This window comes from Candidatus Rokuibacteriota bacterium, assembly GCA_030647435.1.
Taxonomy (GTDB): domain Bacteria; phylum Methylomirabilota; class Methylomirabilia; order Rokubacteriales; family CSP1-6; genus AR37.
On the sequence record JAUSJX010000055.1, the window covers coordinates 1 to 8361 of the forward strand.

8 protein-coding genes and 1 pseudogene are annotated in these 8361 nt (G+C 67.8%); 8 read left to right on the forward strand and 1 reads right to left on the reverse strand.

Going from position 1 to position 8361, the window contains the following annotated elements:
- Positions 1–421: 421 nt before the first annotated feature.
- The 8 genes from Q7W02_10060 (at position 422) to Q7W02_10095 (ending at position 7872) form a co-directional block, all read left to right on the forward strand.
- Complete coding sequence (locus tag Q7W02_10060; GenBank protein ID MDO8476520.1) at positions 422–1222, forward strand: hypothetical protein; 801 nt, start codon at positions 422–424, stop codon at positions 1220–1222.
- A gap of 11 nt (positions 1223–1233) precedes the next feature.
- Entirely contained in the window at positions 1234–2199 is a 966-nt protein-coding gene (locus tag Q7W02_10065; GenBank protein ID MDO8476521.1) for a sugar kinase, read from the forward strand.
- A gap of 7 nt (positions 2200–2206) precedes the next feature.
- Positions 2207–5128: an ATP-dependent DNA helicase gene (locus Q7W02_10070; GenBank protein ID MDO8476522.1), complete on the forward strand. Its 2922-nt coding sequence runs from the start codon at positions 2207–2209 to the stop codon at positions 5126–5128.
- Between the two features lie 63 nt (positions 5129–5191).
- Positions 5192–5452 carry a ribbon-helix-helix protein, CopG family gene (locus Q7W02_10075; GenBank protein ID MDO8476523.1) on the forward strand — a complete coding sequence of 87 codons (261 nt, stop codon included), beginning with the start codon at positions 5192–5194 and terminating at the stop codon, positions 5450–5452.
- Complete coding sequence (locus Q7W02_10080; protein MDO8476524.1) at positions 5449–5853, forward strand: PIN domain-containing protein; 405 nt, start codon at positions 5449–5451, stop codon at positions 5851–5853. The genes Q7W02_10075 and Q7W02_10080 overlap by 4 nt, the downstream gene beginning before the upstream one ends.
- Before the next feature lie 22 nt (positions 5854–5875).
- Positions 5876–6676, forward strand: a complete 801-nt coding sequence (pcaD, locus tag Q7W02_10085) for a 3-oxoadipate enol-lactonase (protein ID MDO8476525.1) — start codon at positions 5876–5878, stop codon at positions 6674–6676.
- 40 nt (positions 6677–6716) lie between these two features.
- Positions 6717–7235, forward strand: coding sequence for a pyridoxamine 5'-phosphate oxidase family protein (locus Q7W02_10090; protein ID MDO8476526.1), 519 nt, complete (start codon positions 6717–6719; stop codon positions 7233–7235).
- Positions 7236–7317: 82 nt separating this feature from the next.
- Entirely contained in the window at positions 7318–7872 is a 555-nt protein-coding gene (locus tag Q7W02_10095) for a Uma2 family endonuclease (protein MDO8476527.1), read from the forward strand.
- Here the strand turns inward: Q7W02_10095 and Q7W02_10100 are convergent.
- Positions 7869–8219: pseudogene (locus tag Q7W02_10100) on the reverse strand (ABC transporter permease). The gene Q7W02_10095 and the pseudogene Q7W02_10100 overlap by 4 nt on opposite strands.
- Positions 8220–8361: the final 142 nt, after the last annotated feature.

An 8361-nucleotide genomic window follows, 5' to 3' on the forward strand; every position in this document is an offset into this window, starting at 1 on the left:
TGAAGAAGACGACGCGCTCGCCGTCACGGAAGATGGCCAGCGAATCCGTCACCTCGTGCGCACCGGGCGGGACGAGCGGCAGGCGGGCGGTCAGGGCCATGGCAACCTCCACATGTTGCCACTATTATGCCGCATACACCCTATCAAGTCAAGCGAAAACCCCAGGTTTCGCGCGGCATGTCAGGAGCCCTGCATTGGGTGGTGCCCTCCGTACCAGCGAGGAGCCCCCGAGAGCCGCGTGTCATGCGGGCGTCGACCGATTATGGCCCACTGCGTTCAGCGTTCAAATCGAAAATGTGGGCTGGTAGCTCGACGGTTCAGCGATCAATGCGTAAGGCGAGATGGCACCTATCGTACCATAAATACAAGGACTTCCTCAGGATTGCTGCTTGCTCTGTTTGAGGTACAATCGCAGGAGACCATGGCCCTCCGCCTCTCGCGCCGAGCCTTCCTGGCGGCCTCGCTGCCGCTGCTGGTGAGTCCTCGGGTAGCCCTGGCGGACGTTCCGGCGCGACAAGTCTTCGACTACTCGGTGGATGTGGGCGTCCTCTTCAACCTGATCACCTTCGCCCTCAAGGGGACGGTCGTGAAGGAGATCGACCACAAGGCCGGCCGCTATCGTGTCAGCATGAATGGCGAGGGGGACAGCATCTCGCTGGACACGGAGGCCCGCGGCATGATCCGACAGGGGCGGTTCATGCCCGTCGAGATCCGCAGCCACAGCACCATCCGGGGCCGAGAAAGCCGGCTCGACATGCTCTACGACCACGACCGCGGCACGGTCGAGTACCACTCCGTCATGCACACCTTCTTCCTCGGGCGACGCCGGCAGGTGGACGATACGCTCAAGTTGCCGGCCGACCGCCGCGTGGACGATCTCCTCTCAGCCGAGCTCAACTTCGTCGCCAACATGCTGGAGCGGGAGCCGGACGGCACCTATCGGACCTTCATCGTCCGCCGCTCGCGACCGGAAGACGAGGGCCCCGACGACGTCTCCGCAAGCAGCTACCATGCCGAGCTGATCCCGCTGCGCTTCCAGGCCGTGCCGGAGGGCGCGTCGGGCCGCCTTAGCGCTCTCATCGACATCACCAGTTTTTCCTCCTGGGCGCGCCGTAACCAGCCAGCCAGCGTCACGTTCGGACCCGACCGGCACCTCGAGAGCCTGCAGACCAAGCTGATCCTGGGCACGACGTTCAAAGTGCGCCTCGCGGCCGCCTCCTGACGCCTTCCCCAATGGGCCACGATCTCGTCGGGCTGGGGGAGGTCATGCTCAGGCTGGCCGCCCTGCCGCCGCAGCGCCTCGACCAGGCCGTCGCGCTCGATGTCCAGATCGGCGGCTCCGAGGCCAACGTGCTGGCGGCCGTCTCGCGCCTCGGGTTGCGGACGGCGTTCATCTCGGCCTTGCCCGCCGAGCATGCCTGGGGCGATCGCACCGTGCGCGAGCTATCCGGCCATGGAGTCGACTGCGCGGGCGTCCTGCGACGGCCCGGCAGCCGTATGGGCCTCTACTTCCTCGAGTACGGTGTCCCGCCGCGACCCGTCCGCGTGCTCTACGACCGTCGCGATTCGGCGATGAGCCAGCTCGTGCCGGAGGAGGTGGACTGGGCGATTGTGCGCGGGGCGCGGATGGTGCACCTCTCGGGCATCACCGCCGCGCTCGGTGACAACCTCCGCGCCGTCGTCAGGCGGGCGTGCCGGGAGGCGCAGTCGGCGGGCGTGCCGGTCTCGTTCGATGTCAACTACCGCTCTCGCCTCTGGTCGGCCAGGGAAGCTCGAGATTTTCTGTCGGAGGTGCTCCCGGTTGTCCGCTATCTCTTCATCGGCTCGGACGACGCCGAAACCGTGTTCGAGCTGTCAGGCGAGCCGGAGAAGGTGTTGCGCGGGCTCGCTCGGCTTGCGCCCGCGGCCACCATCGCGCTGACGCTCGGCGAGGCGGGCTCGGCCGTGCTGGACGCCGGCGCCGTCCTGCGGCCCTCCCGGCTCTACACGGTCACCACCGTGGACCGCGTGGGCGCGGGCGATGCGTACGCCGCCGGCTTCCTCTGGCGCGTATTGCAGGGGCGTTCCGCCCAGGAGGCGGTGGACGCGGCGACGGCGCTGGCCGCGCTCAAGTGCACGATCTGGGGGGACATCGCGCTCGTGCGCCCGCCCGAGCTCGAAGAGCTGATGGCCTCCGCCAACTCCGAGATCCGCCGCTAGACCGCTGATGGCTGAAGTCCAGCGCGAAGCCGAGAGGATCCTCGAGGACCTGACCGAGGCCCAGCGGCAGGCCGTCACACACGAAGCCGGGCCGCTGCTCATCATCGCGGGAGCCGGCACCGGCAAGACGACGGTCATCACTCACCGCATCGCGTACCTGATCGCCACGCGGAAGGCCCGGCCGTCGGAGGTCCTCGCGCTGACCTTCACCGACAAGGCCGCGGCCGAGATGGAAGAGCGCGTGGACACGCTCGTGCCCTACGGCTACGCGGACGTCCAGATCTCGACCTTCCACGCCTTCGGTGATCGGCTCATCAAGGAAAACGCGCTGGAGCTGGGGCTGACGCCCGACTTCCGCGTGCTCACGCGGGCGGAGCAGGTGATCTTCCTGCGCGATCATCTCTTCGAGTTCCCGCTCAAGCACTTCCGGCCGCTGGGCGATCCGACGCGGCACGTTCAGGCCATGATCACGCTCTTCAGTCGGCTCAAGGACGAGGACGTCGGGCCCGACGAGTACCTGGCCCACGCCGAGGGGCTGCTGGCCGCGGTGGGCGACGATGCCGCGCGCATGGAGGCCGAGGAGCACGTGGAGCTGGCGCGCACCTACGCGCAGTACCAGACGCTCATGGCGCGGCTCGGCCAGATCGACTTCGGCGACCAGATCGTGGAAGTGCTGCGCCTCTTCCGCACCCGGCCGCACGTTCTCAGGCGCTGCCAGGAGCGCTACCGCTTCATCCTGGTCGACGAGTTCCAGGACACCAACTACGCGCAGTTTGAGGTGGTCAAGTTGCTGGCCGCGAGGCACCGCAACGTCACCGTCGTCGGCGACGACGACCAGGCCATCTTCCGCTTCCGCGGCGCCTCGATGAGTAACATCCTCGACTTCGACCGGACGTATCCCGACGCGAAGAAGGTGGTGCTGATCGAGAACCGCCGCTCGCCCCAGGCGGTGCTGGACGCGGCCTACAGCCTGATCAAGCACAATGACCCGGATCGTCTCGAGGCGGCGCAGCACATCGACAAGAAGCTGGTCTCGACAGGGCCCGACGGCAAGCCGCGCGTGGGCAGCCCACCCGTGCATCTGGCTTTCGACACGGTGTCGAGCGAGTCCGACCGCGCCGTCGAGATGATCGCCGAGGAGCATTCGGCGGGGCGCCCCTATCGGGAGATGGCGATCCTCGTGCGGGCGAATAATGATGCAGACCCCTTCCTGCGCGCGCTCAACCTGCGCGGCATTCCGTGGACCTTCTCGGGAAACGCAGGGCTCTACGGCCGGCCCGAGATCCGGCTCCTGATCGCCTTTCTTCGCAGCGTTGCGCATACGGACGACTCGGTCAGCCTGCACTACCTCGCCTCCTCGGACATCTACCAGGTGCCGATCGTGGACCTGACCGAGTGCGCGACGTACGCAGACCGCAAGCACCGGACGCTCTTCCACGTCCTGCGTCAGGTGCCCTCGGACCTCGACGTCAGCGAGGAGGGGCGCGCGGTCATCGGGCGTCTCGTGGCCGACCTCGTGCGCTACATGGAGCTGTCGCGCGAGACGCCCACGGGCGAGCTGCTCTACCAGTTCCTCGTGGACTCGGGGCTGATGACCCGCTACGCCAAGGCCCCCGCCGAGCAGGAGCAGGAGGTCCAGAACGTCAGCAAGTTTTTCACGCGCGTGCGGGACGCCGCCCGCGTGCTCCAGTACGATAACGTGCGCGAGTTCGTCAATCACCTCGACGCCTTGATGGACGCGGGCGACGACCCGCCGTTGGCCGAGGCTGACACGGACACACCCGCCGTGCCCGTCCTGACGGTCCACAAGGCCAAGGGCCTCGAATGGCCCGTGGTCTTCCTGGTGAACTGTGTCCAGGAGAAGTTCCCGACGCGGCGGCGCGGCGACGCGCTCGAGATGCCGCTCGGGCTGATCAAGGACACGCTGCCGACCGGCGACTTCCACCTGCAGGAGGAGCGGCGGCTCTTCTACGTCGGGATGACGCGCGCCAAGGAGGCGCTCTACCTCACGAGTGCACAGGACATGGGCGGCCGGAAGAAGTGGAAGACGAGCCAGTTCGTGCTGGAGGCGCTCGACCTGCCCAAGGACGCCGCACGGCCGTTCAAGGCCAAGGCGATCGAGGAGCTCCAGCGCAACGCCCCGCCGCCGGCCCACGAGGGGGCGGGAGCGGCGCCGATTCCGCCCGGGCAGGAGCTGACGGTCAGCCACAACCAGGTGGACGACTACAAGACGTGCCCGCTCAAGTACCAGTACATTCACATCAAGCGCATCCCGCTGCGCCAGCACCACAGCGTCGTCTATGGCAGCTCGATTCACAAGGCCGTCGAGTTCTACCTGCGGCGCCGGGCCGTGGGGAATTTCACCTCGCTCGAGGATTTCTTGAAGGCCTTCGACGACGCGTGGCGGAACGAGGGGTTCCTCACGCGCGAGCACGAGGAGCAGCGCAAGCGCGCGGGTGTCGAGGCGCTGACGCGCTTCTACCACGAGGAGGAAGCGTCAGGGCAGAAGCCCACGGACGTCGAGCGCGAGTTTGGCTTCGCGCTGGGGCCGACGCGCGTCCGGGGGCGCTTCGACCGCGTGGACGACACGCCCGAGGGTACGATCGTCATCGACTACAAGTCGAGCGACATCACCGAGCAGAAGAAGGCCGACCAGCGCGCCAAGGACAGCCTCCAGCTCAAGATGTACGCGCTCGCGCAGAAGGAGATGACGGGCCACCTGCCGGTGCGCGTCGAGCTCCGCTTCCTCGAGTCGGGCCTGGCCGGCCGGCACAAGCCGACGGAGAAAGACCTCGCCGAGGCCCAAGAGGCCATCGAGGCGGCCGCCGCCGGCATCCGCGCCCGCCGCTTCGATCCGACGCCGGGCTACCAGACCTGCCGCTACTGCGCCTACAACCAGATCTGTCCCAGCACCGCCACCCGCGAATAGCACCTTCCGGGGTTGTGTCGTTGGAGTGCCTGTAGTACAGTCCTGTCCTACAGGAGGAAGCGTATGCCTACCAGCGTTCGGCTCGACGCCAAGACGGAGAGCCTGGTCGCCCGCCTCGCGCGGCGCAAGGGCCAGACCAAGTCCAAGGTCATTCGCGACGCAATCCATGCCTTCGCGAAGACGGAGACGGCGGTGCGGGAATTCGAGAGCGCGTACGAAGCCCTCAAGCCCTGGATCGGGTGCGTGCGGGGCGGGCCGCCGGATCTCTCGTCTCGCACAGGTGAAAAGTTCGCCAGGATGCTCCGTGAGCGGAAGCGTCCGTGACCCTGCTGGACGCCGGGCCGCTCGTTGCGCTCGTGCACGCGAGTGACCAGGAGCACGACCGATGCCGCACGGCCCTAGGTTCGATCCGCCGGCCTCTTTGCACGGTCTGGCCCGTCATCACCGAGGCCCTCTACCTCCTTGACTTCTCGTGGGAGGCCCAGGATGCCGTCTGGGACATGCTCGAGGAGGGAGGGGTTACCCTCATTGCGCTCGATGCCGCAGACGTCCCGCGTATGCGCGCGCTGATGCGCAAGTACCGCGACCTGCCGATGGACGTGGCGGACGCGGCGCTGGTGACGGTCGCCGAGCGCGAGGGCATCACCCGCGTCTTCACGCTGGACCGGAGGGATTTCGAGGTGTACCGTCCCGCCAAGATCGGCCGCTTCTCTCTGGTTCCCTGATCACCCCCACGACGGAGGTATCATGAAGATCAAGGCCAACGGCATCGAGATCAACTACGAGAAGGAAGGCAGCGGCCCGGTGGTGGCGATGAGCCATTCCCTCGGCTGCAACCTGCACATGTGGGACGAGCAGGCCGAGGCGCTCGCCTCTCGCTACACCGTGCTGCGCTTCGACACGCGCGGCCACGGCCAGACGAGCGCGCCCGACGGCGCCTACTCGCTCGACCAGATGGCCGACGACCTGAAGAGCCTCCTCGACGGCCTCGGCGTCAAGGAGACGCACTTCGTGGGGCTCTCCATGGGCGGCATGATCGGGCAGACCTTTGCGCTGAAGCACCCGGCGATGGTCAAGAGCCTCGTGCTGTGCGATACGACGAGCCGGTATCCGGCGGCGGCGGCGCCCATCTGGGAGGACCGGATCAAGACCGTCGGCGCCAAGGGCATGGAGCCGCTCGTGGCGGGCACGCTCGAGCGCTGGTTCACGGCGCCTTTTCGCGCGCGCCGGCCCGAAGTCATGGAGCGGATCGGCGGCATGATTCGCAGCACGCCGCCCGCGGGCTACATCGGCTGCTGCCACGCCATTCCCAAAATCAACCTGACCGACCGGCTGAAGGAGCTTCACTGCCCGGCGCTGGTCATCGTCGGCGAAGAGGACCCCGGCACACCGGTCGAGATGGCGCGGGATATCCACGCCGCGCTGCCGGGGGCGCAGCTGGCCATCCTCCGCTCGGCCTCGCATCTCTCCAACGTCGAGCAGCCGGAGGAGTTCACGCGGGTGCTGGTGGGCTTCCTGGACAAGGCCTCGGGCCGCAGCGCGCTCTAGGAGCCGGGCCCACCCTGATGACATCCGAGAGGCGACTGACGTGAGCCGCCACGCTGGCCCTGGACCGGGAGGCGGCCCGGCGGCGCCTACAACCGAGCCGAGCTATGCGGAGCGCGCGCGGACCCTCGTTCACCTCGCGCGCGCAGGTGCGCTCTCGACGCTCTCCCGGCGGCACCCGGGGCATCCGTTCGGCTCGGTCATGCCGTACGCGCCGGACCCCCAGGGCGCGCCGCTGCTTCTCATCAGCGGCATGGCCATGCACACGCAGAACCTCGAAGCCGACGCGCGCGCGAGCCTGCTGGTGACCGAGCCCGGTGGGAAGGAGGACCCGCTCGCCGCCGGACGCGTGACGGTGATGGGCCGCGCCACGCGTGTGGCCGACGGAGGACGGCCGGCAGCGCGCGCGACGTACCTCGACCGGCATCCGGAGGCCCGGCAGTGGGTGGACTTCGAGGACTTCGCCTTCTGGCGGCTCGAGGTCAGCGACGTGTACTTCGTCGGCGGCTTCGGAGCCATGGGGTGGGTGACGGCGGCCGACTACGTCGGCACCCACCCCTAGGCGGCGCCCAGGCGGTGTATCCTACTGTGGGCGCTGACAGCAGGAGCGGGGAGCGTCTAAGCTCCCCGCATGGAGGAGTGCGATGAGCGTCGACGTGGTGCGGCGGCGGTTCACCGTGGACGAGTATCTGCACATGGCCGAGGCCGGGATCCTCACGAAACGGGACCGGGTCGAGCTGCTTGACGGTGAGATCGTCGAGATGACACCCTCCGGAATCCGGCACGGGGCCGCCGTGTCGGCCTTGATTCGATTGTTCGTGACCGGTCTGGGTGAGCGCGCAGTTGTTTGGCCGCAGCTCACCATCCGGCTGTCGCCTCGGTCCGCCCCGGAGCCGGACGTCGCCATAGCGCGTCGTCGCTCGTACCGTTCGGCGTACCCGACGGCGGAGGACGTGCTGCTCCTCATCGAAGTCGCCGACACCTCACTGAGACGCGACCGTGATCTCAAGCTTCCTCTGTACGCTGAAGCCGGGATTCGCGAGTACTGGATCGTGGACGTGTCCCGCGATGAGGTCAAGGCATATACGAACCCTTCCGGCTCCGGCTACGCGTCTGTCCAAACGTTCCGGCGAGGCGAGTCGGTCTCGCCGTCGGTGTTCCCCGATCTCCGCATCGCGGTCGACGAGATCTTCGCCTAGTAGTCCTTCGGGTCGAGCCAATCGCGCAGGCCGTCGCCCGCCAGGTTGAAGGACAGGGCGAGAGAGAAAATGGCGAGCCCCGGCCACCAGGACATCCACGGCGCCGTCTCGAGGAACTGCTGTGCCGCGTTCAGCATGGTGCCCCAGCTCGGGCTCGGCGGCTGGACGCCCAGCCCCAGGAACGACAGGATGGCCTCGGCGATGATGGCGCCGGGGATCGAGACCGTGGCCTGGACGAGGAGCGCGCTCGTGATGTTGGGCAGGATGTGCCGGCCCATCACGCGCAGGTCCCCGGCGCCGAGCGCACGGGCGCCTTGGACAAACTCTTCCTCACGGGTGGAGAGCACTAGCCTGCTCTATTCACGAACGCGTGTTCCGCGTCCTATGCGCCCCCTCACCCTGTCCCTCTCCGGGGGCGAGGGGATCGAAACGGCTCCCTCTCCCTCGGAGAGGGAGAGGGTCGGGGTGAGGGTGGCGCATGTGTTCACG